Origin of the sequence: Nonomuraea sp. NPDC049421 (assembly GCF_040677005.1) — a bacterium.
GTDB lineage: Bacteria > Actinomycetota > Actinomycetes > Streptosporangiales > Streptosporangiaceae > Nonomuraea > Nonomuraea salmonea.
On the sequence record NZ_JBFAQA010000008.1, the window covers coordinates 323615 to 349083 of the forward strand.

15 protein-coding genes are annotated in these 25469 nt (G+C 73.1%); 8 read left to right on the top strand and 7 right to left on the bottom strand.

What is annotated here, in order from left to right:
* Positions 1–13: 13 nt before the first annotated feature.
* The 5 genes from AB0K18_RS16935 to AB0K18_RS16955 all read right to left on the bottom strand — a co-directional run bounded on the left by AB0K18_RS16935 (position 14) and on the right by AB0K18_RS16955 (position 7456).
* Complete coding sequence (locus AB0K18_RS16935; RefSeq protein WP_364914923.1) at positions 14–1582, bottom strand: Na+/H+ antiporter subunit D; 1569 nt, start codon at positions 1580–1582, stop codon at positions 14–16.
* A 17-nt stretch (positions 1583–1599) separates the two neighbouring features.
* Positions 1600–2412 carry a Na(+)/H(+) antiporter subunit C gene (locus AB0K18_RS16940; RefSeq protein WP_364914924.1) on the bottom strand — a complete coding sequence of 271 codons (813 nt, stop codon included), beginning with the start codon at positions 2410–2412 and terminating at the stop codon, positions 1600–1602.
* Positions 2409–5177, bottom strand: a complete 2769-nt coding sequence (locus AB0K18_RS16945; protein ID WP_364914925.1) for a Na+/H+ antiporter subunit A — start codon at positions 5175–5177, stop codon at positions 2409–2411. Before AB0K18_RS16945 ends, AB0K18_RS16940 begins: the two co-directional genes overlap by 4 nt.
* A gap of 170 nt (positions 5178–5347) precedes the next feature.
* On the bottom strand, positions 5348–6640 hold the full coding sequence (locus tag AB0K18_RS16950; RefSeq protein ID WP_364914926.1) for an alpha/beta hydrolase: 1293 nt from the start codon (positions 6638–6640) through the stop codon (positions 5348–5350).
* Between the two features lie 396 nt (positions 6641–7036).
* Positions 7037–7456 (bottom strand): SRPBCC family protein, encoded by a 420-nt coding sequence (locus AB0K18_RS16955; protein WP_364914927.1) that lies wholly within the window; start codon positions 7454–7456, stop codon positions 7037–7039.
* Between the two features lie 132 nt (positions 7457–7588).
* On the opposite strand from AB0K18_RS16955, the gene AB0K18_RS16960 reads away from it, so the two are divergent.
* From AB0K18_RS16960 to rhaS, 7 genes are all read left to right on the top strand, one after another.
* A complete protein-coding gene (locus tag AB0K18_RS16960; protein WP_364914928.1) occupies positions 7589–9268 on the top strand; it encodes a TIGR02677 family protein in 1680 nt (559 codons plus the stop codon).
* Positions 9265–10458 carry a TIGR02678 family protein gene (locus tag AB0K18_RS16965; protein WP_364914929.1) on the top strand — a complete coding sequence of 398 codons (1194 nt, stop codon included), beginning with the start codon at positions 9265–9267 and terminating at the stop codon, positions 10456–10458. The genes AB0K18_RS16960 and AB0K18_RS16965 overlap by 4 nt, the downstream gene beginning before the upstream one ends.
* On the top strand, positions 10458–14744 hold the full coding sequence (locus AB0K18_RS16970) for a TIGR02680 family protein (protein WP_364914930.1): 4287 nt from the start codon (positions 10458–10460) through the stop codon (positions 14742–14744). The genes AB0K18_RS16965 and AB0K18_RS16970 overlap by 1 nt, the downstream gene beginning before the upstream one ends.
* 269 nt (positions 14745–15013) lie before the next feature.
* Positions 15014–16543, top strand: coding sequence for a sugar ABC transporter ATP-binding protein (locus tag AB0K18_RS16975; protein ID WP_364914931.1), 1530 nt, complete (start codon positions 15014–15016; stop codon positions 16541–16543).
* Entirely contained in the window at positions 16540–17568 is a 1029-nt protein-coding gene (locus AB0K18_RS16980) for an ABC transporter permease (RefSeq protein WP_364914932.1), read from the top strand. Before AB0K18_RS16975 ends, AB0K18_RS16980 begins: the two co-directional genes overlap by 4 nt.
* A complete protein-coding gene (locus AB0K18_RS16985; RefSeq protein WP_364914933.1) occupies positions 17561–18595 on the top strand; it encodes an ABC transporter permease in 1035 nt (344 codons plus the stop codon). The genes AB0K18_RS16980 and AB0K18_RS16985 overlap by 8 nt, the downstream gene beginning before the upstream one ends.
* Positions 18596–18627: 32 nt before the next feature.
* Positions 18628–19698, top strand: a complete 1071-nt coding sequence (rhaS, locus tag AB0K18_RS16990) for a rhamnose ABC transporter substrate-binding protein (RefSeq protein ID WP_364572253.1) — start codon at positions 18628–18630, stop codon at positions 19696–19698.
* 6 nt (positions 19699–19704) lie between these two features.
* Here the strand turns inward: rhaS and AB0K18_RS16995 are convergent, their stop codons facing one another.
* Together AB0K18_RS16995 and AB0K18_RS17000 are read right to left on the bottom strand one after the other, a co-directional pair.
* Positions 19705–20628 carry a carbohydrate kinase gene (locus AB0K18_RS16995; protein WP_364914934.1) on the bottom strand — a complete coding sequence of 308 codons (924 nt, stop codon included), beginning with the start codon at positions 20626–20628 and terminating at the stop codon, positions 19705–19707.
* Positions 20629–20826: 198 nt separating this feature from the next.
* Complete coding sequence (locus AB0K18_RS17000) at positions 20827–24267, bottom strand: S8 family serine peptidase (protein ID WP_364914935.1); 3441 nt, start codon at positions 24265–24267, stop codon at positions 20827–20829.
* 131 nt (positions 24268–24398) lie between these two features.
* Between AB0K18_RS17000 and AB0K18_RS17005 the strand changes: the two genes are divergently transcribed.
* Entirely contained in the window at positions 24399–25373 is a 975-nt protein-coding gene (locus AB0K18_RS17005) for a helix-turn-helix domain-containing protein (RefSeq protein ID WP_364914936.1), read from the top strand.
* Positions 25374–25469 lie beyond the last annotated feature (96 nt).

Genomic DNA, 25469 nt, shown 5'->3' on the forward strand with positions numbered 1-25469 from the left:
CCGTGTGCGCGCCTCACCGGGGACGCTCCAGCACCGCAGACACGTACGGCTCGCGCGCCAGCAGCTCGCCCGCCGCCCGCTCGGCCAGCGCCGTCAGCGGCCCCGCCAGCACCGTGAACGACAGCCCCAGCACGATCAGCGCCGCCACCGACAGCGGCAGCGGCGCGGGCAGGCTGATCGTGGTCACGGTCGGGTCCTCGCCGGTGGCCTCCTCGCTCTCCAGCACCCGGCCCACCTGCTCGGAGCGCGGCGTCCGCCAGAACGCCTTGCCCCACGTCTTGGCCACCGCGTACAGGGTGAGCAGACTCGTCGCCAGCCCGGCCACGACCAGCGTCACCGGCAGCCAGCCGCCGGTCGCGAGCGCGGCCTGCACCAGCATCAGCTTGCCCAGGAACCCCGACATGGGGGGAATGCCCGACAGGTTCATGGCGGGCACGAAGAACAGCACCGCGATCAGCGGCGTGGCCCGCATGAGGCCGCCGAGCCGGGTCACCGACGTCGTGCCGGTGCGCCGCTCCACCATGCCCGCCACCAGGAACAGGCTGGTCTGCACGGTGATGTGGTGCACCACGTAGAACACCGCGCCGGCCAGGCCCGCCACCGTCGACAGCGCCACCCCGAACACCATGTAGCCGATGTGGCTGACCAGCGTGAAGGACAGCATCCGCTTCATGTCGGTCTGCGCCACCGCGCCCAGCACCCCGGCCACCATCGTGGCCAGCGCCACCCACATCAGCAGCGTCGAGACCGGCCCGACGGGGAACAGCAGCGCCTCCAGCCGGATGATCGAATACACGCCGACCTTGGTCAGCAGGCCCGCGAAGACCGCCGTGGCCGGGGCGGGCGCCGTCGGGTAGGAGTCGGGCAGCCACGCCGACATCGGGAAGATCGCCGCCTTGATCGCGAAGGCCAGCAGCAGCGTCAGCTCCACCAGCAGCTGCACCTGCTCCGGCAGGGTCGCGAAGCGCTCGGCGAGCTGGGCGAGCGACAGCGTGCCGGTGGCGCCGTACGTGACGGCCAGCGCGATCAGGAACAACATCGACGAGGCCAGCGCCATCAGCGTGTACGTCGCCCCCGCCCTGATCCTGAACTCGGTGCCGCCGAAGGTCAGCAGCACGTACGAGCCGCTCAGCAGCAGCTCGAACGCCACGAACAGGTTGAACAGGTCACCGCTCAGGAACGCGTCGGCCACCCCCGCCACCATCACCAGGAACGCCGGATGGAAGATCGCCATCGGCGCGTCGTGCTCCTGGTCGTCGTAGGCGTTGGCGACCGAGTACACCATCACGCACAGCGTCACCGCCGACGACACCACCAGCACCAGCGTGGACAGCCGGTCGGCGACCAGGGTGATGCCGACCGGCGCCGGCCAGCCGCCCAGCTCCGTCACCAGCGGCCCCTGCGTGTCGGCCGCGACCATCAGCACCACCGACACGGCCAGCGACACGCCCAGCGTGACGACGCTGATCAGCGACTGCAGCCCGCGCAGCCGCCCGCCGATCGCCAGCTTCACCCCGGCGGCGAGCAGCGGCAGCAGCACGGGCACGCAGACCAGGCTCTCCAGCCCGCTCGCGCCGATCACCGCTCACCGTCCATGGCTCAGTCGTCGCCCTCGAGCTCGGGGTCCTCCGCCAGGGCCTGCCTGGCGCGTTCCTTCCTGATGGCCGCCCGCATCTGCTTGCGCGCCTCCCGCTGGCGGGCCTTGAGCTTCTTGCGCAGCTCCCGTTCCCTCGCCTCCTGCATCCGCCTGCGGCGCTCGTGCTCCTCGCGCAGCTGCTCGATGCGCTCGACGTTGCTGATCGCGCCGGTGTCCTCGCGCAGGCCGACGTCCTCGAAGCGGCGCTGCAGCTCCTCCTCCGACAGGCCCTGCGCGCGCAGCAGCCGCATCCACTGCTCCAGCTCGATGTGCACGCGGGAGATGCGCCGTTCCAGGTCCGCCTCCTCAAGCCGCTCCCGCTCGGCCCGCTCGGCCTCCATGTTCGCGAGCTCCGCCCGCTGCTCGACGATCAGCCGCCGGTACGCGTCCCGCCTGGCCCGTACGGAGTCGCCCAGCTCGCCACGCCGCGCGCGCAGCCGCACCCGCCGGTCCTCGGTGTCGTCCTGCACCTCGTCGGTGCCGGTGAGCTGCCACGAGCGGTGCACCATGGCCAGCAGGAACCCGGTCACGCCCAGCGTGATGACGATCGCGGTGAGCACCATGGCCTGCGGCAGCGGGTCCGCCATGCCGACCGTGCCGGTGAACGGCGGGCCGCCCGCGTCCCCGCCCGAGGTCACGATCAGCAGGTTCACGCCGTTGCCGAGCACGATGACGCCCGCCAGCACCCGCACCAGGCTCCGCTCCAGCAGCAGCGTCACGCCGGTGGTGATCAGCACGCAGCAGGCGGCGAACGGCACCAGCGAGACGCTGTTCACGCGTTCTCCCCGGCGTCGATCTGGCGGTCCAGCTCGGCGCCGAGCGCGCGCAGCACGTCCTGCACCATGCCGACGACGGAGACGTACACGCCGAGGTCGAACAGCAGGCCCGTGGACAGGTGCAGGTGACCCACCAGCGGCACGCTCACGTCCGTGGCCAGCATCGCCAGCGCCGCCTGGCCGAACAGCAGCCCGATCAGCGCGGTCCCGGCCGACAGCGTGAGCCCGAGCCCCATCAGCACGCCCGCGTGCACCGGCACGGCGGCGGCCAGCTCGTTCCTGCCGCCCGCCAGGTAGCGCACGGTGATCGCGAGCCCCGCCACGATGCCGCCCGCGAACCCGCCGCCGACCCCGCTGTGCCCGACGAACAGCAGGAACACCGACAGCACCAGCACCGTGTGGAAGGTCAGCCTGGCCGCCACCTCGAACGCCAGCGCCCGCTGCCCGCGCGGCAGCGTCGAGGCCAGCCAGTGCGTCGGCTCCCCGGGCCGGTGCCCGTGCTCCACCCGCTCGATCGCGTACGACCTGCGCCGCAGGAACACCAGGCTGGTCACGCCCAGCGTCAGCACGATGAGCACCGCGCTCTCGCCCAGCGTGTCCCAGGCGCGGACGTCGAGGATGATGGCGCTGACCACGTTGCGCGCCCCCGCCTCCACCGCCGCCTCCGGCATCGACGCGCCCACCGGCTCGGTGCCGCGCGCCGCCATCGCCAGCATGCCCGCGCCCGTCGCCACCACGCCCACCGCGAGGCCCACCCCCAGCCGGAACGGCATCGGCAGCCGCCCCCCTGCCGGCTCCACCGGCAGCCGCCGCAGCACCAGCGCGAACACCACCAGGCTCAGCGTCTCGGCGAGGAACTGGGTCAGCGCCAGGTCGGGGGAGCCGTGCACCAGGAACAGCAGCGCCGTGCCGTAACCGGTCAGGCCGATCACCAGGGCCAGCAGGACGTACGCGCGGGAGAACAGGGCCAGCGCGCCCGCCGCCGCCAGCAGCACCACGATCACCGGCTGCTCGGGCCGCTGCCAGCCGACGACCGGCACGTCCAGGTGCGGCGCACCGCCGTACACGATCGAGAACAGGCCCACGCCGACCGTCGCCAGCAGCGTCAGCAGCAGGTAGTCGGGGACCGAGCCGCGCTGGATGAAGCCGGTGAACTGGATCGCGAACCGGTCGAGGCGGCGGATCGCCGTCCAGAAGACCTGGCTGGAGTCCATCACGTGCAGCGCCGTGCCCGCCCTGGCCATCGGGCCGCGCGCCAGGAACAGCACCAGCCCGGCCGCCAGCGCCGACGCCGACAGCAGCAGCGGCAGCGAAGGGCCGCTCCAGGGGGCCAGGTGGGCGTGCCCGCCCGGGTCGGCGTACGTGCCGGTGTAGCCGGACATCGCGCCCTCGTACCAGGGGGCGAGCGGCCCGAACACCAGCCCCAGCACGGCCAGCAGCCCCGCCGGGGCGGCCATCGCCGCCGGCGTCGCGTGCGCGGGGGTCGGCTCGATGCCCGGCTTGCCGGCGAACGCCCCCCACAGGAAGCGCAGCGTGTACGCCGCAGTCAGCGCCGCGCCCGCCACCACCCCCGCCAGCACGGGCGGCGTGTCCAGCAGCGACTCCAGCGCCGCCTCCTTGCCCGCGAAGCCCAGCAGCGGCGGCAGCCCCGCCATCGACGCGCCCGCCAGCACCGCCGCTCCGCACGTCCACGGCATCGCCCAGCCGAGCCCGCTCAGCTCGCGCAGGTCCCGCGTGCCCGTCGCGTGGTCCACGATGCCCACCACGAGGAACAGGGCGGCCTTGAACAGCGCGTGCGCCAGCACCATCCCGGCGCCCGCCACCGCCGTGCCCTCCGTGCCCGCGCCGAACAGCAGCACCATCAGGCCGAGCTGGCTGACCGTCCCGTACGCCAGCAGCCGCTTCAGGTCCGTCTCCCGCAGCGCCCGCCAGCCGCCCAGCAGCATCGTCACCACGCCCAGCGGCACCGCCACCGACCGCCACACCGCCACGTCGCCGAACGCCGGGCCCAGCCGGGCCAGCAGGTACACCCCCGCCTTCACCATCGCCGCCGCGTGCAGGTACGCCGAGACCGGCGTCGGCGCCGCCATCGCGGCCGGCAGCCACGTGCTGAACGGGAAGATCGCCGACTTCGACAGCGCCCCCACCAGCACCAGCACCAGCGCCGCCGGCGCGACGTCAGGAGGGCGGGCGACGATCTCCGAGATCTGGTACGTGCCCGCCGCCTGCCCCACCAGCACGAACCCGGCCAGCATCGTCAGCCCGCCGAACGTCGTTACCGACAGCGCCTTCATCGCCGCCTGCCTGCTCGGGCGGCTGGCCGGGTCGTGGCCGATGAGCAGGTAGGAGAAGACCGTCGTCAGCTCCCAGAACACGTACAGCAGGAGCAGGTCGTCGGTCGCGACCAGGCCCAGCATCGAGCCGGCGAAGGCCACCATGACCCCGCCGTAGCGGCCGAGCCCCTCGTCGGCCGCCGAGAAGTAGCGGGCGCTGTACCCCAGCACCAGCACGCCGACTCCGGTGACCAGCGCCATCATCAGCACCGCCAGCGGGTCGGCGCGGAACGACAGCTCCAGCCCCAGCACCGGCGCCCACGGCCTGCTCTCCCGCGCGGGCAGCCCGCGCAGCGCCAGCCATCCCGTGTACGCCAGCCCGGCCGCCGGCGGCACCGCCAGCACGGCGAAGTAGGAGGCCCGGCCCATGCGGGTCACCAGCCAGGGAGCGCAGGCCGCCGCGACCGCGTGCAGGATCAGCAGCGACTCCATGGGCTCCTCGGGCGGGAATTTCCGGCTACGTCCGCCAATCTCTCCCACGGTGGCCGCGCCATCGCGCAGGCACGGCCAGGGTTGACCCGAACGTCACCACTCCCACACCGAGGTGTGGTGTCACCTCATGCGCCGGTCGCGGCAGCCGCCTCGCGCGCCGCCCGTCTGCCTCAGGTGCTGGCCTTGGCCTTGGCCTTCGCGTCGGTCGTCGCGTCGGCCTTCGCGTCGGGGCGGCAGGTGCTCGGGCGCGGGGCCTTCGCCGTCAGCAGGTAGTCGTCCACCTTGCGGTCGAGGCAGGAGGAGCCCCTGCGGTAACCGGTGTGGCCGTCGGCGTCGTTGGTCAGCAGCACGCCGCGCTCCAGCTGCCTGGCCAGCGCCTGCGCCTCCTTGTACGGCGTCGCGGGGTCACGCGTCGTGCCCACCACGACGATCGGCGGCGCCCCCTTGGCCTGCACCTTCGCCGGCACCCGCGAGCCCTTGACCGGCCAGAACGGGCACGGGCTCTCCGGATGGTCGACGCAGTTGATGGCCATCAGCGCCTCGAAGCTGTTGTCGTAGCGGCCGTTGGGCCGCCGCCCGTTGCTCTCGTCGGCGAGCTGCAGCAGCTTCGTGCCGTCACCCTTGTACGCCTGCGCCAGCGCCTGCCGCAGCCGCGGCCAGGTCGCCGTCTGGTACATCGAGTACTCCACCGCGCTGCGCACGACGGCCTCGCTGACCTGGCGGGCGTCGTACTCGTTGCGCAGCGGCGACTGGTCGGCGCGGTCGTAGAGCCGGTCGAGCTTCTTCACCGCCGCCTTCACCGAGTGCCCCTTGAACGGGCAGCCCTCGGCCTTGAAGCAGTCGCGCAGGAACGACTCCGTGGCCACCTCGAACCCGCGGTCCTGGTCCTCGATGAAGTCCTCGGTGTCCTGCGACGGGTCCTCGGCGCCGTCGAGCACCATCGCCCGCACCCGCGCCGGGTACATGTCGGCGTACAGCGAGCCGAGGTAGGTGCCGTACGAGAAACCGAGGTACGTCAGCCGCTCGTCACCCAGAGCCGCGCGCATCACGTCCATGTCGCGGGCGACCTCGACCGTGCCCACATGGGCGAGCAGTTTCTTTCCCGACCGCTTGGCGCACGATTTTGCAAATGCTTTGTCCCACTTTTCCTGACGCTTTACTTCGGCGGCGGTGTCAGGAGTGGGATCGAGGGTGAAGTAAGAATCGAGGTCGAGGGATTTCATGCAGTGGATGGGTGCCGAACCGCCGACGCCGCGAGGGTCGAAGCTGACGACGTCGAAATGCTCCCTGATCGCGGGGGAGACGACGTCCTTGCTCTGCAGCAGCGTGTCGACGCCGGACGCGCCGGGGCCGCCGAAGTTGAGCACGATCGACCCGACCTTGCGTCCCGTCGCAGGCAGGCGGGCCATGCTGAGGCCGATCCTGTCGCCCTCGGGGTGCGCGTAGTCGAGCGGGACCGACAACTTCCCGCATTCATAGCCGTCGCCGCAGCGAGACCAGGCAAGGCGCTGTCCGTAGAATTCGCCAAGCCGTTCAGGCGCGGCGGCTCGGGCGTGGCCCGCGACGCCGGTGAGGGTCAGCAGGCCGGCCAGGGCGGGCGTAATGAAACGGAATAGTCGTCGCATGTCTCAGGGGATGTAGGCAACGGATTTCCCGTTATTTATAGACGTTGCCCCAGATCGAGAGCAAGTGGGCAAAACACGCGAATTCCCGATCCGGAAAAAGATCTACTGACCGCCCGAGACTTCAAAGCCCGTCCCCCGCCCCGAAATCCGCCCGCCCACGGGCTTTCCCGCCCGCGCGATCGCGCCGCCGCATGGCCGCCCGTTCGGACGGCACGGAGATGGCCTGGTGACGGCTCAGCCGCCCCCGGAGACGCGGCGCTGCACCTCGTCGGCGAGGCTGTCGAGCGACCGGTCGAGCAACCCTCGCACCTCGTCCGCCCGCGCCCCGGACTCAGGCTCGTCGAGCAGGCTGATGTGCACCGTCACCTCGCTGGTGCCGGCCGCGGAGTCGGACACCTGCAGCCAGCCCGAATAGTCGGGGTGGTCGCGCCCGCCCCACTCCACCCTCAGCTGCTCCTGGGAGACGCGGAACAACCCCTCGTGCTTACCGGAACCGGGCACCAGGGAGCCGTCCGCCTCGAGCGTGCCGGGCCCCGCGTCGTGGACCGACAATCCCTGCGGCAGCCACCGGTCCATGAGCCGCACATCGGACGCCACTCCGAACACCACCATGCTCTCCGCCGGCATTCCCCGCGTCGCCTCGAACTCCGCCATACCGTTACCCCCGGACCCCTGGCTTCCAATGCCAGCGCCGTACCCCCGTGATGTACGGGCAAACAGTGACCCCCGCGACGGTGTGTCCCGCTACGGTTGCGTCGGGTAATCGACCGGCGAGGGGAGCGGGTGATGGCGGGCGCGCCACAGGTGCCGCCGGAGTTGTTCCGGTTCACCACGACGGAGCGGGCTGACCTGCACACGGCGGTCCTCTTCGCGTTCGGCGAGGCCGACGAGCGGCTGGAGACGGCCCTCACCGCCGACGAGGTGCGGGAGCGGCTGCGCGCGACCGGCTGCTACGCGCCGGTCGGCGAGCAGGACCTCGCCGGCACGCTCAAGCAACTGGCCGGGTGGGGGCTGCTCGACGTGGTCTTCGACCACGCGGGCGGCTTCGCCACGGCCGAGGAGTACGAACGCAGGAACCTCCAATACTCGCTCACCGGCCGCGGCGCGGCGGCCCTCGCCGGAGTCCGGCACGCCATGGCCGCGCTCGACTCGGCGGGCGCACTGCAGACGGCGGTGCTGGACGCCATCGCCGCCCGCCTGGCCGAGCTGAACGCACTGCTGCACGACCCCGACCCCGGCCGCAACCGCCGCATCTTCGCCTGCCTCATGGAGCTGGAAGCCCACCTCGACGCCCTGCGCACCAACACCCGCCGCTTCAACGCCGACCTGCAGCGCCTGCTACGCGCCGAGGGCACAGACCTGGCAACGTTCCACGAGGTGAAGACCGCCACGGTCGCGTATCTCCAGCAGTTCGTCACAGACCTGGAACAACGCACCGACACCATCACCACCCTCCTCCACCCCCTCACCGGAGGGGCCGACCACCCCGACCAGGGCGGTCAGCCCGGAGAGGCGGGTCCCGTTGGAGACCGTGGGCGGGGTGATCCGGCTGCGTATGGCGGGCAGGGCGGGCGAGGCGGCCTGGCTCGGCACACCGGGCCGAGTGTCGCGGTGCTGCACGCGCGGGCCCTGGATGGGGCTGATCTGCCGAGGGTGCCGGGGGCTGATCATGCGACGCCGTGGCTGGCGGCGCGGGTGGCGCAGTGGGAGGGGCTGCTGGCGTGGTTCGCGCCTGAGGACGGGAGCGTGCCGCGGGTGCGGCGGCTGCACGATGTGGCGCGGCGGGCCATCGTCGTGCTGCTGCAGGTGCTCGACCGCATCACCGACGCCCGCCGCCGCTCGTCCAGCGCCGCGGCCGACTTCCGTACGCTGGCCCGCTGGTTCGCCACCGCGCCCGGCGAGGACGACGCGCACCGGCTGTGGGACGCCGCGTTCGGGCTCGGCTCGGCCCGCCACGCCCACCTCGGCCACGCCGACGCCGAGCTGATCCCGGCCGGGGTGCCGTGGGCGGAGGCCGAGCCGGTCGAGGTGTCGGCGCTGCTGCGCTCGCGCGGACGTACCGAGCGGATGGGCCGCACCGGCAGGGTCCGGGACGTCGCCGAACTGCGCGCCGAACGGCGGGCCATGGCCGAGCGCGAGCGCGCCGAGCTGGAGGCCGCCTGGGCGGCGCTGGCCACGACGGGCCCGATCCGGCTGTCGCAGCTCGGCGAGCTCGACCACGACACCTTCGGCCGCCTGCTCGACCTGGTCGGCAGGGCGCTGGCCGAGCGCCCCGACCCGACCGGGTTCCGCCGGGCCGTCACCTCCGACGGCCGGGTGGAGATCGTCCTGCGAGCCCCCGACGACGCGCCCACCGAGAGGGAGGTGGCGGTCCTGCGGACGTCCGAGGGCTGGTTCCGCAGCCCCGACTACCTCATCGACGTCCGCGCCCCCGGCGCCCTGCGCGAACGGGTGGTGGGCGCGTGAGCACCCTTGCCAACCAGCTCGTACGCGCTGAGAAGGAGGAGCTGGCTCGGGCCATCAGGACCCTGCTCGGACGTCCCCTCGTCTCCGCCCACGACGACCCGGCCGCCTTCGACCTGGTCAGGAAGCGGCGCGGGCCGCTCATCCAGTGGTTCGACTACTTCTGCGGCTGGCGGCTGGTCGTGGAGCCGCGTCAGGGGTACGCCCGGCTGGTCAAGGTCAGGTCCCAGCCCGGCACCACCCGCCCGGCCAGGCGCCGCCGCACCACCAGGGCCTCCTTCGACCGCCGCCGCTACACACTGCTGTGCCTGTGCGCGGCCGAGCTGCTCACCTCGCCCGTCACCACGATCGGCATGCTGGCCGGGCGGGTGGCGCAGGCGGCCGCGGTGGAGCCGGGCGTGCCCGCGTTCGAGCCGGTGCGGGGTGAGGAGCGTGCGGCGTTCGTGGACGCGGTCAAGCTGCTGGAGCACTACGGCGCGCTCACCGCGATGGACGGCGCCACCGACGCCTACCTCGACGACGAGGACGCCAAGGTGCTCTACCGGGTGGACACGACCCGCGTCATCCGCCTCCTCGCCGCCCCGGTCCCCCCGTCCCGGGTGACGGACACCTGGCGGGGCGGGCCGCCGGAGGCGCTGGTCGCCGAGGCGCGGTACGGCGCCGGCGAGCCCAGTGAGACCCAGCGCGCCCTGCACGCCCGCCACACCCTCATCCGCCGCCTGCTCGACGACCCCGTCGTCTACCGCGACGAGCTGACCCCCGCCCAGGCCGCCTACGCCGCCTCGCTGACCGGCCGCAGGCTGCTGCGCCGCGCGGCGGAGGAGGCCGGGTTCGTGCTGGAGGAGCGGGCCGAGGGGTTCCTGCTGGTCGATCCCGACGGGATCGCCACCGACAGCAGGTTCCCCGACGACGGTGGGCACGCCAAGGTGGCCGCCCTGCTCATGCTCGACCTGCTCGTCACCTCGGGGCCCGTCAGCGCGGCCCGGCTCGACGAGGAGGCCGCCGAGCTGCTGCGCCGCTTCCCGCAGTGGGCCAAGGCGTACCAGTCGGACGGCGGCGGGCCGCGGCTGGCCGCCGACGCGCTTGAGGTGCTCGTCCGGTTCGGGCTCGCCCGCCGTACGGGTGACCGGGTCGCGGCCCTGCCCGCCGCGGCCCGCTACCGGGTCGATTGCGCGGCCGTACAGGAGGATTGATGACCGTCACCGAGCTCGCCCCGCAGCGCGCCGCGCAGGGGATGGACGCCCGCTGGGTTCCGGTACGCGCCGGGATACTCAACGTCTGGCGCTACTACGACGAGGTGTTCGAGTTCCACCGGGGGCGGCTGCTGCTGCGCGGGCCCAACGGCAGCGGCAAGTCGAAGGTGCTGGAGCTGCTGCTGCCGTATCTGCTGGACGCCAGCCTGAAGCCGAGCCGGCTGTCCACGTTCGGCGGCGGCGAGCGCACCATGCACTGGAACCTCATGGGCGACGGCGCCGGCGGCGCCACCAGGGTCGGGTACGTGTGGCTGGAGTTCCGGCACGCCGACGGCCGCTGGTTCACCTGCGGGGCGCGGCTGCAGGCCACCGTCCACACCAAGAACGTCACCGCCGCCTATTTCACCACCGACGCCCGCGTGGACGCCCCCGACGGCATCAGGCTCGTCGGCGAGGGCGGCCAGCCGCTGACCAAGGCCCAGCTCATCGACGAGCTGGGTCCGTCGGGCACCGTGCACGAGAGCGCCGAGGCGTACCGCGACGTCGTGCGCAGGACCCTTTATCGCGAGCTGAACGAGCAGCGCTACGACTCGCTGCTGACCGCGCTGCGCCAGCTCCGCACCCCCAAGCTGTCCGAACGCCTCGACCCCGGGCTGCTGTCCGACCTGCTGTCCAGCGCCCTGCCGCCGCTCGGCGAGGGCGAGATCCACGAGATCGCCGAGGGGTTCGAGCGGCTCGACCGGCAGCGCGAGGAGCTGCGGCGGCTCGACCGCGACGTGGAGGAGGCCGACCGGCTGGCCGAGCGGCAGCGCGGCTACGCCCAGCGCGTGCTGCGGGCCGCCGCCGCTGCCGTCACGTCGGCGTGGGAACGGGTGGAGTCGCTGGCCGCCGAGGTCAAGGACCGGCGCGAGGCGCTCAAGGAGGCCGAACGCGAGCTGGCGGCCACGACCGTGCGGCTGGGGGAGGAGGAGGCCCAGGAGCTGGCCCTGGCCGCCCGCATCGACGGCCTGAAGGAGAGCGAGGCGTACCGGGAGGCCGGCGACCTCCACCGCCTCCGTACCGAGGCCCAGGCGGCCCACGAGACGGCGGCCCGCCTCCGCGACCAGGCCGGCCAAGCGGCCGGGGAAGTCTCGGCCAGGCAGGCCCACGCCGACCGCGCCGCCGCCGCGGCCCGCACAGCCGCCGCCCTGGCCGACCGCGCCCGCACGGAGGCCCACCACGCCGCCACCCGCGCCGGCCTCCTCTCCGTCCACGAGGAAGCAGCCGGCCGCGCCGGCGTCGGGTCCGTTCACGAGGAAGCAGCCGGTCGCGCCGGCGTCGGGTCCGTCCACGAGGAGGCGGCCGACAACAGCGGGGGTCGCACGGGCTTGCCGTCCGGCCACGCCGGTTTCCCCTCCGCCTCCGAAGCAGCGGACCGCGCCGCCGGCCGCGCGGAACTCCACTCGGGCGATGCCGACCATCCCTCCGGCCTCGCCACCGACAGTGGCGGACGACTGTCCGACTCTGAAGGGGCGGGGCGCGTTGCCCCCCTCTCCGTCCATGAGCTGGGGGATGCGGAAGCGCTTGTGCGGCGGGGGAGGGAGCTGCTGCGGGCGGCCGTCAGTAGCAGGGCCGGGCAGATCAGGGAGGTCAGGGCGGGGGCGATCGCCCACGAGGAGGCTGTGGGGCGGCGGAGCACGGCTGAGCGGGATCGTGACGAGGCGCGTGACGATCTGGCCGCCGCTCAGGAGGGCCGTGAGCGGGCTGAGCGGGTGCGGGACGAGCGGGCTCGGGACCTGGCCGCCGCGCTGGGCGACTGGGCCGGCGGGTGCGCGCAGCTTCAGCTTGATCCTGCCACGCTGGCCGGCCTGGCCGAGGACTTCGAGCGGGCCGATGACCTCGTGAGCACGGCGCGCACGATGGCCGCCGTCGAGCTGGCGGCTCGGGAGCAGCAGCTGACCGGCCTGCGTGACCGGCTGGCCGGCGAGCGGGCCGAGCTGGCTCAGGAGCGGGAGCGGCTCAGCGATCAGACGGCGATCGAGCCGCCCGCCTCGCCCACCCGCACCCCCGCAGGGCGGCTGGCCCGGCCCGGGCTGCCGTTGTGGCGGGCGGTGGCGTTCAGGTCGGGGCTCGACCCGGTCGCCCAGGCCGGAGTGGAGGCGGCGCTGGAGGCGTCCGGGCTGCTCGGCCTGTGGCTGCGTCCGGACGGCGGGTTCGACGCGGGCGAGCACGACGCGTTCGCGGTCGCCGCCCTGGCCCGCCCGGCCCCCGGCTACAGCCTGGCCCACGTGCTGCACACCGAGGCGGACTCGCCGGTCTCGGCCGACGCCGTGCTGGGCGGCATCGCGTTCGCGCCCACCGCGATCGGCGTCGACCACCCGGCCGTGATCGGCGCGGACGGCACCTGGCGGCTCGGCCCCGCGGCGGGCCGCTGGGTCAAGCCGGAGCCCGCCTACATCGGCGCGACCGCCAGGGAGCGGGCCAGGCGGCGCCGCGTCGCCGAGCTGGACGACCGGCTGGGCGAGCTGGCCGGGCGGATCGCCGAGTGCGACCACCTGCTGGCCGTGGTGGACGCCGACCGCGACACGCTGGCCGCCGAGCTGCGGCGCAGGCCCGACAGGCGGCCGTACGCGGACTCCGTCCAGGCGCTCGACGACGCGGAACGGAAAGTGGCGCTGCTGGAGGACCGGCTGCGCGCGTACCAGGAGCGGCTGCACGAGCGCGAGCAGGACGTGGCGCGGTCGCTGCGCCGCCTGACCGAGCTGGCCGACCGGCACGCGCTGCCCGCGGCGCCGTCCGCGCTGGACAACCTGGAGCAGGCGCTGCGCACCGCCGAGACGACCGGCGCCGTCTGGCACGACCGCCGCGCCGACGCCCGCGCCGCCGCCGAGCACGCCAGGCTGGCCGCCGAGACCGCCGCCCAGTACGAGCGGCTCGCCCTCGACGCCGTCGAACGCGCCGAGCGGGCCGCCTCCGCCGCGGTCGTGCTGGCCGAGCGGCTGGCCGCGATCGAAGGCACGGCCGGCGCCGAGCAGCACGAGATGCTCGCCAGGCTCCAGGAGTCGCAGGCCGCCTACCAGGACCGCCGCCGCGCCATCAAGCAGATCAACGACGGCCTGGCCAGGCTCAACGCCCGCCTGGGCCGCCTCAGGGGCGAGCTGTCCACCGCCGGCGACCGGCACGCCGAGGCCGCGCGGGCACGCGACGAGGCCGCTGACCGCTTCCGCCGCCTGGCCTCCGGCCACCTGCCGGCCGACGCGGGCGTGACACTGGAGCCGGCCTCGGAGACCGGGCCGGTGCTGGAGGCGGCGAGGGTGGTGGCGGAGCGGCTGGGGGCGGTGCCCTTTGAGAGCAAGCAGGTCAGGGAGGCCGAGGCGCGGTTGCGGGACGCCGTGCATCGTGCCAGGGAGGCGCTGGGCGGGCGGGCGGAGCTGGAGCTGACGCCCGACGACGACGTGCAGGTGCTGACCGCGACCGTCAACGGGGTGCGGGCCGGGGCGGCGGCGCTCGGCAGAGTCCTGCACCAGGATCGGGACGCCCGGCGGCGGGACATCACCGAGGCCGAGCGGGACCTGTTCGACCGCACGCTGGCCGGCGACACGCGCCGGCATCTCGCCGACCGCATCAGGCAGGCGACGGCGCTGGTGGAGGCGATGAACCAGCGGCTCGAACGGGTCCGCACCGCGTCCAAGGTGGCGGTGCGGCTGGTGTGGCAGGTCGACCCCACGCAGTCGCCCGGCACCCGCGCCGCCCGCGACCTGCTGCTGCGTGACCCGGCCGGGCTGAGCGAGGCCGACAAGGAGGCCCTGTACGTCTTCTTCAGGGACCGCGTCGAGGAGGCCAGGGCCGACGACTCGTCGGCGAGCTGGGAGGACCAGCTCATGAAGGTGCTCGACTACACCGCCTGGCACCGCTTCGTGGTCAAGCTGGACAGGGGCGACGGCCAGGGCTGGCAGGACCTGACCCGCAAGCTGCACGGCGCCCTGTCGGGCGGGGAGAAGGCGATCGCGCTGCATCTGCCGCTGTTCGCCGCCGTGGCCGCGCACTACCTGACCGACCCGGGCTGCCCGCGTTTCATCCTGCTGGACGAGGTGTTCGTGGGGGTGGACAGGGCGAACCGCGGCCAGGTGTTCGACCTGCTGGTTAACCTGGGCCTGGACCTGGTGCTGACGTCGGACCACGAGTGGTGTGAGTACCGCGAGCTGGACGGCATCGCCATCCACCAGCTCATCACGGGGGACGGCGACGACGCGGTGACGACGGCCAGGTTCGTGTGGAACGGCTACCGGACGATCCCAGCCGAGTAACCGAGCCGGGTGAGCAAGCCGAGTGACCGGGCCGAGTGACCGGGCCGAGTGACCGGGCCGAGTGACCGGGCCGAGTGAGCGCGTACGTCCGGGATGAGCGCTGGATGTCCGGAGGCGCGGCCCCCCGCGCGACCGGTTGGTGTCTAAATCGTTTTAGAAATTTTATGCCAGGACCCAAGTCGCGCACCGGCAGTATTGACACGTAACTCCCCACCGTTTTACGTTCTGGACACATTAAAACGTTTCGCCTGAACGGCGCCGGAGGGCGTATGAGTGAATCTCCTCCCATCCTGTCGCTCCGCGATGTCAGCAAGTCCTTCGGCGCGGTCCGTGCCCTGTCGGACGTGCGGCTCGACCTGTACGCCGGCGAGGCGCACGGCCTGGTGGGAGAGAACGGGGCGGGGAAGTCCACGCTGGTGAAGATCCTCGCCGGCGCCCATCCGGCCGACGCCGGCACGCTGACCGTGGACGGGAAGGAGCTGACGCTCTCGGGCCCCGCCGACGCCCAGGCCGCCGGAATAGCGGTGATTTATCAGGAGCCGACCCTTTTTCCAGATTTGTCGGTTTCCGAGAACATCTTCATGAGCCGCCAGCCATTACGCGGCCTGCGCCGCATCGACGCCAAGGCCATGCGCGCGGCCACGTCCGAGCTGTTCGCCAGGCTCGGCGTCGGGCTCGACCCCGACCGGCCCGCCCGCGGCCTGTCCATCGCCGACCAGCAGCTCGTCGAGATCGCCAAGGCGCTCGCGTTCGACGCCCGCGTCCTCATCATGGACGAGCCCACCGCCGCCCTGTCCGGCGTCGAGGTCGAGCGGCTGTTCTCGGTCGTCGGCTCGCTGCGCGAGGCGGGCGCGGCCGTGCTGTTCATCTCCCACCGCTTCGACGAGATCTTCACCCTCTGCGGGCGGATCACGGTGATGCGCGACGGCCGCTGGGTCTCCACCGACCCGGCCGCCGGCCTCACCGTCGAGGAGCTGGTCCGCAGGATGGTCGGCCGCGAGGTGTCCTCGCTCTATCCGAAGACCGAGGCGGACGTCGGCGCCCCCCGCCTGGAGGTACGCGGCCTGACCAGGCACGGCGTTTTCGAGGACGTCTCGTTCACCGTGCGCGGCGGCGAGATCGTGGCGCTGGCCGGGCTCGTCGGAGCCGGGCGCAGCGAGGTCGCGCGGGCCGTGTTCGGCGTGGACAGGCCCGACGCGGGCGAGGTGACCGTCGAGGGCAGGACGCTGCCGCCCGGCGACACCGCCGCCGCCATCGCCGCGGGACTGGCCCTCGTCCCCGAGGACCGCCGCCAGCAGGGCCTGGTCATGGAGCTGTCGGTGGAACGCAACGCCACCCTCACCAGGCGCTGGTCGCTGAGCAGGCTCGGGCTGCTGTTCGGCGGCGCCGAGCGGGCCGCGGCCCGCACCTGGAGCGAGCGCCTCCAGGTCAAGACCGCCCGCCTCACCGACCCCGTCTCCACCCTGTCGGGCGGCAACCAGCAGAAGGTGGTGCTGGCCAAGTGGCTGTCCACCGAGCCCCGCGTGCTCATCGTGGACGAGCCCACCCGCGGCATCGACGTCGGCACCAAGGCCGAGGTGCACCGGCTGCTGTCGGAGCTGGCCGGGCAGGGCGTCGCGGTGCTGATGATCTCCAGTGAGCTGCCCGAGGTGCTGGGCATGGCCGACCGCGTGCTCGTCATGCACGAGGGCAGGCTGGTGGCCGACATCCCCCGTACGCGGGCCGACGAGGAGTCGGTGATGCTGGCCGCGACAGGACAGGCGACAGGACAGGCGACAGGACAGGGCGGTACCGCATGACCGCCGTCACCGAGGCCCCCACGAAGGCGCGCGAGGGCACCCGGCTCGTGCACCGGGTGTTCGTGATCAGAGAGCTGGGCATCGCCGCCGCGCTGGTGCTGCTCGTGGCCGTGACCGTGCTGGTCAACCCGCGCTTCCTGACCGCGCAGGGCATCAAGGACCTGCTGCTCGGCTCGACCATCCTGGCCGTGCTCGCCGTCGGGCAGAGCATCGTCGTCATCACCCGCAACGTGGACCTGTCGGTCGGTTCGGTGCTGGGGCTGTCGGCGTTCGCGACGGGCAGCCTGTTCGTGGCGAACCCCGGCCTGCCGATCCCGGTCGCGCTGGCGGCCGGCGTGCTGCTCGGCGCCGTCTGCGGAGCCGTGAACGGCGCGCTCATCGCCGCCGCCCGCGTCCCCGCGCTCGTGGTGACGCTCGGCACCCTGTACGTCTTCCGCGGCGTCGACTACACCTGGGCCACCGGTCGGCAGATCAACGCCGCCGACATGCCGCCCGGCTTCCTGCGCATGGGCAGCGCGACCCTGCTGGGCGTGCCGGTGCTGGCGCTGTTCGCCGTGGTGGTGCTGGTGGCCGCCGGCTACTACCTGCGGACGTACCGCAGCGGCAGGGAGCTGTACGCCATCGGCTCCAGCCCGCCCGCCGCCCGACTGGCCGGCATCCCGGTGGGCCGCCGGGTGTTCACCGCGTTCGTCGTCTCCGGCGCGCTCGCGGGCCTGGCCGGCGTCCTGTACGCGGCCCGCTTCGGCACCCTCGACGCCAACGCGGGCAACGGCTTCGAGCTGAACGTGGTGGCCGCCGTCGTGGTCGGCGGCGTGGCCATCTTCGGCGGCAGCGGCTCGGTCTACGGCGCCGCGCTCGGCGCGGTGCTGCTCACCACGATCAGCAGCGCGCTGCCGGTGCTCGGGGTGAGCCCGTTCTGGCAGCGGGCCGCCGTCGGCGCGCTCATCCTGGCCGCGATCGGCCTGGACCGCGCGCTGGCCGTCCGCATGGCCAGGACGTTGCGAGAAAGGAGCGGCCGTGGCTGAGGCGGTACGAGACGGCGTGGGCACCAAGGCTGGGAGCGGCGCGATGAGGCGGGTGCGGGCGGTGGCCGGGTCCTGGGACGCCGTGCTCGTCGTGGCCCTGATCCTGGTCGTCGCGATCGGCGCGCTCAGCGTCGAAGGCGTGGCCAGCCCGCGCTTCTGGCGGTTCGTCACGCTGGAGGTCATCCCGATCGCGCTCATCGCGCTTCCCATGACCCTGGTGATCATCACCGGCGAGATCGACCTGTCGGTGGCCAGCATCCTGGGCCTGACCTGCACCGTCATGGGCCAGCTCTGGCTGTGGGGCGTCACCTCGCTGCCCGTGGTGATCGTGCTCTGCCTGCTGCTGGGCGCGCTGCTCGGCGCGGTCAACGGGCTGTTCGTGACCGGCTTCGGACTGCCGTCGCTGGCCGTGACGATCGGCACGCTCGCGTTGTACCGGGGCCTGGCGTACGTCGTGCTCGGCGACCAGGCGGTGGCCGACTACCCGCCCGGGTGGACGACGGGCGCGATCGCCGCCATCCCCGGGCTGACCATCCCGTGGATGATCATCGTGGTCGCCGCCCTGGCGATCGTCTTCGCGCTCGTGCTGCACGCCACCCCGATCGGCCGCGGCCTGTACGCCATCGGCAACAACGCCGAGGCCGCCCGCTTCACCGGCATCGGCGTGGCCCGCACGAAGTTCTGGCTGTTCGTCGCCACCGGCGCCATGTCGTCGCTGGCCGGCGTCTTCTGGACGCTGCGCTTCGCCAGCGCCCGCGCCGACAACGGCATGGGCCTCGAACTCGCCGTGGTGGCCGCGGTGCTGCTCGGCGGCGTGTCCATCTTCGGCGGGCGCGGCGGGCTGCTCGGCGTCATCGCCGCCGTCGTCCTGCTCGGCACGCTGCGCAACGCGCTGCAGCTCGCGTACGTGCCGGCCAACACCCTGACCATCATCACCGGATCCCTGCTCATCGTCTCCGTAGTGGGACCCAACGTCGCCGGCATGGTGCGCGAGCGGTTGCGCCGGCGGCGATCCGTCACCCCCTGACCGCGATCGCGGGCCGCGAAAGGAACTCCATCATGGCAGCGAGAACTCGAGGAGGCAGGGCCGTCGCCCTGGCGGTGCTCACCGCGTTCAGCCTCGCCGTCACCGGCTGTGCGAGCCAGGAGGAGCCGGCCGGCCGGCCGGCTCCCGGCGCGTCCTCCGCCGGCACGGGGACGATCAAGGAGGGACTGAAGGTCGCCTTCCTCCCGAAGCAGGTGAACAACCCGTACTTCGACGCCTCCGACAACAAGGGCGGCAAGGTCGCGGTCGAGGAGTTCAAGGGCGTCTACAGCCAGACGGGTCCCTCCGAGGCCAGCCCGTCGGCGCAGGTCAGCTACATCAACACGCTGTCGCAGCAGGGCACCGACGTGATCGTGGTGTCCGCCAACGACAAGGACGCCATCTGCGGCGCCCTCCAGGAGGCCCGCACCGCCGGGGCGAAGGTGGTCACGTACGACTCCGACACCAACCCGTCCTGCCGGGACGTCTTCATCAACCAGGCCAGCGCGGAGGGCATCGCCGCCTCGCAGATCAAGCTCATCGGCGAGGCGGTCGGCGAGGAGGGCGGCGAGATCGCGATCCTGTCGGCGACCGCGAACGCCACCAACCAGAACGCCTGGATCGAGATGATGAAGACCGAGCTGGCCAAGCCCGAGTACGCCAAGCTCAAGCTGGTCGACACCGTCTACGGCGACGACGACGACCAGAAGTCGTTCCAGGAGACGCAGGGCCTGCTGGCCAAGCACCCGAACCTCAAGGGCATCATCTCGCCGACCACGGTCGGCGTCGCGGCGGCGGCCCGCTACCTGTCCGGCTCGGAGTACAAGGGCAAGGTGCAGCTGACCGGGCTGGGCACGCCCAACCAGATGCGCGCGTACGTCAAGGACGGCACCGTCACCTCGTTCGCCCTGTGGAACCCGTCCGACCTCGGCTACCTGGCCGCCTACACCGGCGGCGCGCTGGCCTCCGGGCTGATCACCGGCAAGGAGGGCGAGACGTTCAAGGCGGGCAAGCTCGGTGACTACACCGTCGGCAAGGACGGCACGGTCCTGCTGGGCGACCCGTTCGTCTTCACCAAGGACAACATCGACGACTTCGACTTCTGAGCCGGGTCAGAGCTGGTGGGACCAGGGTGGGTCGGCGCCGGGGACCGTGCAGGTCAGCGCCGCCACCCGGGTCCCGAACGCGGCCGCCGCGACGGCGGTGTCCAGGTCGAGCGCGTCCAGCCGCCCGCCGAGCAGCCCCTGCGCCTCCAGGTGGTGCAGCAGCCCGGCGGTGAACGCGTCGCCGGCCCCCACCGTGTCGGCCACCTCGACGCGGATCGCGGGCACGGTGGCGCGCTCGCCGTCCAGCGACACCAGCGCGCCCTCGGCGCCGAGCGTGACCACGATCAGCCGGGCGCCCGCCTCGTGCCACCGGTCGCAGGCCGCCTCCGCCGCGATGCCAGGCAGCAGCACCGCGAGGTCGTCGTCGCTCAGCCGCAGCACGTCGGCGTACGCGCACCACCGCTCCACCCGGTAGTCCTCAGGCGCGGCCAGGCTGCGGCGCACGTTGGGGTCGATCGAGACTGTGACCCGCTCATGGGCGGCCCGCGCGAACTCCTCGACGGCCGCCGCGCCGGGCTGCTTGACCAGCGCGAGCGAGCCGGTGTGCAGGCAGGACGCTGCTCCGAGCCGCTCCAGGCCCAGCTCGTGGGGCGTCCACTGCCAGTCGGCGGTGCCCTGGGCGTAGAAGGTGTACGCGGCCCGCCCGCCCGCGTCCAGCGCGGCCACCGCCAGCGTGCTCGGCTCACCGGCCGCGATCGCCGCCGAAAGGTCCACGCCCGAGGCGGCCAGCCGGGTACGGAACACCTGCCCGAAGACGTCACTCGACAGCCGCCCCAGGAACCTGGCCCGCGTACCGAGCCGCGCGAGCGCCACCGCCGTGTTCGCCGGCCCGCCTCCGGGGAACACCCGCAACCCCATGCCCGTCCCGCCGGCGGACGGTGCGGAGTCGGTGAAGGCGTCGGCGACGCACTCGCCGAGCACAGCGATCATCGGACCCGCCTCTCTCCCAGGGACGCTGCCGTTTCCGTACGGCCGGGAGCATGGACGCTCCCCGGGACGGAGTTCATCATCGCAGCCCGGCCGCCGTCGTGATGAGCGCCGGGTGGCCACGCCGCCCGGATCGCGTCCCCTGAGCACGCGAACGGGGGGCCGCCCCTTCCGGAACGGCCCCCCTCATGCGATCGATCGTCAGCGCTTGACCGTGAAGTGGCCGGTCAGGGGACCGAGCGTGACGGTGTAGCCGCCCGCCTCGGAACGGCGCAGGCCGAAGGTGACCCTGGCGTCCTTGCCGGGCTTCAGCGAAACCTCCCGCCGCTGCTCCTCGGCCCCGTTCACCCGGAGCACCGCCTGGTACGAGCCGGCCTGCTCGCCCACGTTCTTCACCAGCGCGCGCACCTTCACGCGCCCTGACCTGGACGACTCCGGCGTCACCGACAGGTCGCTCAGCGCGAACAGCGCCTCGGGCCCGGCCACCAGGTCGTGCACGAAGATGTCGGAGCGCTTGTTGGTGTCGCCCTCGACCAGGTTGGCCGAGGTGCTCTCGAAGGCCACGTACCGGCCGTCCGCGCTGATCGACGGCAGCGCGGCGCCGCCGTCGCCACCCGCCCCGCCGGGCGCGCCGGACAGGCGCGTGGTGGTGCCGGCCGTCACGTCCCGCAGGAAGACGTCGCTGAGGTTGTTGTCGTCGCCCTCGGCGAGCCGTCCTGCATTGCTGTAGAAGGCGACCTTGGTGCCGTCGGCCGACAGCGAGGGGGCGAAGGTCAGGCCGCCGGCGCCGGTGCCGTCCAGGGTGACCGACACCAGCTGGGCCTTGCCGGTGGCCAGGTCGTGCACGTAGATCTCGCCGAGGCCGACGCCGTTGGAGTACGCCACGGCGGTGCCGTCCGGGCTGATCACCGGCCCGACGGTCTCGGTCGCCGGGTCGGGCCCGGTCACGCGGGTGAGCGTCTTGGCCTGCCGGTCCAGCACGAAGGTGTCGATGACGCCGTTGTCGTCGCCGGGCACCAGGTCGGCCGCGTCACTCTGGAAGGCCACGTACCGGCCGTCGGCGCTGATCGTGGCCTCGCGGGCGTTGCCGTTGACCTCGGTCCCGTCCCGCGTCACCGAGATCCGCTCGGTGGTGCCGGTCTGCCGGTCGCGCAGGAACACGTCGTTGCGCCCGTTGGTGTCGCCGGGGACGAGGTTCGAGGCCATGCTGTCGAAGACCGCGTACCGGCCGTCCGCGCTGAACCTCGGCGCGCCCGACAGGTCGTTGCCCGCCTCGCCCTTCGAGGACACCGAGATCATCTCGGTCGTCCCGGTCTGCCGGTCGTGCAGGAACGCGTCCGTCTGGCCGTTGGCGTCGCCGGGGACGAGGTTGGTGGAGAAGCTGCTGAACCCGACGTACCGGCCGTCGTGGCTGACCGTCGGCGACAGCGAGAACGAGTCGCCGAGCCCGCCACCGGTCGGCACCGAGACCCGCTCGGTCACCCGGGTACGCCGGTCGGTGGCGAAGATGTCCAGCTCGCCGTTCGTGTCGGCGTCGTCGGTGAGGTTGGAGGCGAAGGTGGCGTACACCACCACGTTCCCGTCACCGCTCAGCTCCGGCCACCACGCCTCGTGGTTGCCCTGGCGGCCGTCCGTGCCGAGCGACAGCCGCTCGGTGGGGGAGCGGCGGGGCAGCGTGAGGTCCGCCTCCGCCCGGTGCTTCCCGACGGTGACTTCCACGTCGGGCGACCTGGACACGCCGGGGGCATGCGCGGCGATCCGGTGCGCGCCGACCGGCACGTCCTTGATCGTGTAGCGGCCCTTCGCGTCGGTCACTGCGGTCAGCTCGTCGGGCACGCCGAGCACCTCGACCGTCGCGCCGGGCACGGTCGTGCCGGTCGGTTCGTACGACACCCGGCCCGAGATCGTGCTCCACCTCGTCCGCTCCAGCTGCACCCGCTCGTCGGAGAGCCGGTCGGCGCGGACCGTGACCGTCTTCTTCGTGTCCTCGTAGCCGAACCTGGACAGCGTCAGCTCGTGCCGCCCGGCGGGCAGCCGCAGCTCGAAGCGGCCGTCCGCGTCCGTCTCGGTGCCGCGCCCGCCGACGCCCACCCGCACGCCGGCCAGCGGCTCGCGGGAGCGCCGGTCGGTGACGGTGCCGCGTACGCCGCTGGTGAGCGCCGCCTCGGCGACGGCCGCGTAGGCGTCGATGCGGCCCTGGCCGTAGCGGGGGTTCGGCAGCGGGCCGTAGCGGTCGTCGGAGACCGACGTGCCGGCCAGGATCTCCTCGGCCGCGTCCACGGTCAGGTCGGGACGGGCCTCCAGCATGAGGGCGACCGTGCCCGACACGTGCGGGGTGGCCATCGAGGTGCCGTTCAGCGCGGCGTACCCGCCGCCCGGCATCGCCGACACCACGTCCACGCCGGGCGCGGAGATGTCCGGCACCACGTACGAGTCGGGCCACTCGGGCGGGGCGTGGAACCAGTCCGTCGACCTGACCACGCCGCCGCAGGAGAAGTCGGGCACGTCGTCGTTGACGTCGGTCGCGCCCACGGCCACCGACTCGTACACGTTGCCCGGGCTGCCGGACTGGCCCTCCGCGCAGTCGTTGCCGATCGCGAAGGACGGGAACGCGCCCGCGCGGTAGATGTTCCTGGCCGGCTCGACCAGTTCGTCGGCGTAGCCCTCGGCGCCCAGCGACATGCTGACCACGTCGGCCGGCTCGCCCGCCGGGGTGCCGTCCGCCGCGTACGGCGCCAGCGCCCACTGCATGCCCGCGACCACCTGCGCGAGCGTGCCCTGGCCGCCCGGGATGACCAGCCCGGCCATCAGCTCGGCCCCCGGCGCGACGCCGATCTTCGTGCCGGACGCGTCGCCGCCCGCGATCGTCCCTGCCACGTGGGTGCCGTGGAAGGAGCTGTCGTGCGGCTCGCTCGGCACGGGCTTGCCGTCCGGGCCGAACTCGATCCAGCCGCCCGCGTGCTCCTTGCCGGTCCCGGCCAGCTTGCCCTGCAGGTCGGGGTGGGTGATGTCGACGCCGGTGTCGAGCACGGCCACCCGGACGCCCTTGCCGGTCAGCCCGCGCTCCTGCTGGACGCGGTCGGCGCCGATCTTGGTGAGGCCCCACGTGGCGGGCTCGGCCGCCCTCTGGGGGCTGGTCTTCGAGGCGGGCGCGCGGTCGGGCTCGGGGGCGGTGAGGGTGAAGTTCGGGATGATCCGGTCGACCAGCTCCAGCTCGGCCAGGGCGGCCAGGGTGGCGGGCGTGACGCGTACCAGGATCATGTTCTTCAGCCAGAACGTGTTGACCACCTGGTCGCCGCGCGAGCGCACGAACGCGGCCACCGGGTCCTGCACCGGCTCCGCGCTCGCCTTCAGCGCGGCGCGGGCCTGCACGGGGGTGTCGGTCGCGGGCGGCTGCCGCAGGGTGCGCAGCACGACGAGCGCCTCGATGCGGTCACCGGCGGTCCGCATCCGCTCGGTCAGCTCGGGGTCGATCTTCTGGTCCGGCTTCTGGTCCGGGGCGGGGGCACCGGACGGGGCGGTCTGCGCCTCGGCCGGGCTCGCGGGGACGAGCGTCCCGTACGTCGCGGTCGTCAGCAGAACCGCTGGTAAGACGGCGGCGAGCAGACGACGACCGGGCGAGCGGCGAGGGGACAGCGGCATGATGCTCCTTCTTTCCTGTGGCCACTGGGGCCGATGGTGCTCAAGAACGCTGACATCTTCCGCCTTTTCCTGACAAGCTTGGTTAGTGACGAGTTTCCGTCATGTGTCGTGATTCAGACAGGAGGAGCGGGGTGCTGGAGGCGATCGGGCTCAGCCCTCAGGACGAAGAGGTGTACGACGCGCTCGTCCGCCGCACGCAGGCCACGGTCACCGAGATCGTCGCCGACTGCCACCTGCCGGCCACCGCCGCCCGCCGCATCCTGCAGTCGCTGCTCGACCTCGGCCTCGCCACCCGCTCCACCGGCCGGCCCACCCGCTACGTCGCCGTCTCGCCGGACAGCAGCCTCGAGGCCATCCTGCGCGAGCGGGAACGGGAACTGGACGGCGTACGCGCCCACATCCGCGCCCTCATGGACGTCTACCGCGCCGGCACCCGCTTCGCCCACCCCGGCGAGCTGATCGAGGTCGTCTCAGGGCGGGACGAGGTCAACCACCGATGGGTGCAGATGCAGCAGGACACGCGGGCCCAGATGCGCGGCTTCGACCGCCCGCCGTACGCGGCCCCCGCCCAGCACCGCGAGCCCAACCCCGTCGAGCTGGACCTGCTGCGGCGCGGCCTGCGCTACCGCGTCATCTACGAGAGCAGCGTGCTGGAGATGCCCGGCTGGCTGGAGGACGTCACGGTCGGCGTGCAGCACGGCGAGCAGGCCAGGATCCATCCCGGCCTGCCGATGAAGCTCGGCATCTCCGACGACCGGCTCGCCATCATCCCGCTGATGCGGGCCGGGGACGACGTGCTCTCCGCGTCGTACCTGATCCACCCGTCGCCCCTGCTCGACGCGCTGATCGCGCTGTTCGAGGCGCTGTGGGAGCGCAGCGTCCCCGTGCGGCTCAACGGCGAGCTCGCCTCCGAGCAGGAGCTGTCGCCGGACGAGGAACGGCTGCTCACCCTGCTCGCCGCCGGCGCCACGGACCGCTCGGCCGCGCGGGCGCTGGGCTGGAGCGAGCGCACGGTCCAGCGGCACATCACCAAGCTGATGCGCCGCCTCGGCGCCCAGACCCGCTTCCAGGTGGCCATGGAGGCGACGCGCCGCGGCTGGATCTGACCCACCGCCACCCGCCCCTCCGCGCCCGCCCCTCCGCGCCCGCCCCTCCGCGCCCGCCCCTCCGCGCCCGCCCCTCCGCGCCCGCCCCTCCGCGCC